The organism is Micromonospora sp. DT233, assembly GCF_049841815.1.
GTDB lineage: Bacteria > Actinomycetota > Actinomycetes > Mycobacteriales > Micromonosporaceae > Micromonospora.
This window is the reverse complement of record NZ_JBNCLB010000034.1, coordinates 1-2,131: the sequence shown is the minus strand read 5'-3', so window position 1 is coordinate 2,131 and position 2,131 is coordinate 1. Positions and strand designations below refer to the sequence as shown.

The following is a 2,131-nucleotide window of genomic DNA, read 5'->3' as shown; positions in this document are numbered from 1 at the left end:
CACCCGCCACCACCAGATCCCACAACCCCTCCGGCGAACGCACCCCACCCGGGAACCGACAACCCATCCCCACGATCGCGATGGGCTCGTCGGCCGGGGTCGACGGCTGCACCGCCTGGTCGACCTGCGCCGGCGCCCCGGAGAGCTCGGCCAGCACGAAGCGCGCCAGGACGGTCGGATTCGGGTAGTCGAACACCACCGTCGACGGCAGCCGCAGGCCGGTGACCGTGTTGAGCCGGTTCCGCAACTGCACCGCGGTCAGCGAGTCGACGCCCATGTCCTTGAACGCCCGATCGGCCGGCACCGCCTCGGCCGAGCCGTGCCCGAGGACGGCGGCCGCCTCGGCCCGCACGCGGGAGAGCACGGCGGCGAAGCGCTCCGGTTCGGTGCGCCCGCCCAGGTCGGTCGGCGCGGTTTTCGGCGTCTCCGGCTCCGCCAGCGCCTCCCGGGCGGCGGGCAGCTCGGCCAGTAGCGGGCTCGGCCGCATCGCGGTGAACTGCGGGGCGAACGCCTTCCAGTCGATGTCGGCCACCACGGGGGCGGCGTTCGCGCCCCCGACGAGGCGGCCCAGCGTCGCGGCGGCCTCCTCGGGTGCCATCGGGCGCAGGCCAAGGCCGGTCATCCGGTCTCCGACGGCACCCGAGGCCATGCCCCCGCCGCCCCACATGCCCCAGGCCACCGAGGTGCGGCTGGCGCCGGCGAGCGCGTCGAGGTGAGCGTTCGCCGCCGCGTACGCGCCCTGGCCGCCGCCGCCCCAGACGGCGGCGCCGGAGGAGAAGAGCACGAAGGCGTCGAGGGGGCGGTCGCCCAGCGCCGCGATCAGGTGGTGCGCTCCGCCGGCCTTCGCGGCCAGCAGCTCGGCCAGGTCGGCCACGGTGGTCTCCGCGACGGGCGCGGCGGTCGACAGGCCCGCCGCGTGGACGACCGCCCGCAGCGGTTCCCCGTCGGCGTCGATCGCGGTGATCAGGTCGGCCACCGCGGCCGGGTCGGAGACGTCGCAGGCGACCGCCCGGGCGGGTACGCCGAGGCGGCCCAGCTCCTCGACGAGCTCGGCGGCCCCCTCCGCGTCGGGGCCACGCCGGCTGGTCAGGACCAGGCGGGCGGCACCCGCCCCGGCGAGCCAGCGGGCCACGTGCGCGCCGGCCGCGCCGGTGCCGCCGGTGACCAGCACGGTGCCCCGGGGCGTCCAGGTCGGCCCGGTGGCGAGCCGCCGGGGCACGAGCCGGCGGGCCAGAACGGCGGCGGCGCGGACGGCCACCTGGTCCTCGCCCGTGCCGCCGGCCAGGACGGTGTGCACGCGGCGCACGTTGCGCTCGTCGGGCGACGCCGGCAGGTCGATCAGGCCGCCCCAGCGCCGGGGGTGTTCGAGCGCGACCACCCGGCCCAGTCCCCAGATCTCGGCCTGCACGGGGTCGGCCGGGTCGGCGCCGTCGTCCACCCGGACGGCTCCGGAGGTCAGGCACCACAGCGGCGCGTCGACCGCGGCGTCGCCGAGGGCCTGCACCAACCGCAGGGTGGCGCCGGTGGTGTAGGAGACGCGCGGCTCGTCCGCGAGCCGGCCGTGGCCCAGGGCCAGCAGGGAGATCACGCCGTCGACGGGGCCGGTGTCGCGCAGCCGGGCGGCCAGCGTGGCGCGGTCGTCGTCCGGCCCGACGACCAGCCGCCGCACGTCCGCGCCGTCGAGGGCGGCGACCCACCCCAGGCCGTCGGCGTCGGCGGGCACGACCAGCAGCCGGGTCCCGGAGGGCCGGGCCGGCTCCGGCTCGGGCAGGGGCCGCCAGGCGATCCCGTACGACCAGTCGTCGAGCTCGGAGCGGCGGGTCTCGGCCGGGCGGGCCGGGCGGCCCTCCAGCCAGTAGCGCTCGCGCTGGAACGGGTAGGTGGGCAGCGCCGTGACATCACCGCCGACGGTGACCGGCCAGGTGACGGGCAGGCCGACCACGAACGCCTCGGCGCGGGCGGTCAGCCACTGCGCGACGTCGTCCCCGTCGCGCCGCAGCGTGCCCAGCGCGGGCAGGTCCTCCTGGATCGCCGGGGTGAGCACCGGGTGGGCGCTGCACTCGATGAAGGCGGTGTGCCCCTCCTCGACCAGGGCCTTCGTGACGTCGTGGAACCGCACCGGCTGCCGCAA

General features: G+C 77.8%; 1 protein-coding gene. It reads right to left on the bottom strand.

The window, feature by feature from the left end:
- Nucleotides 1-2,131, bottom strand: a 2,131-nt coding sequence (locus tag ACLQ2V_RS28065; protein ID WP_425721710.1) for an SDR family NAD(P)-dependent oxidoreductase, incomplete at both ends; no start/stop codon positions are given.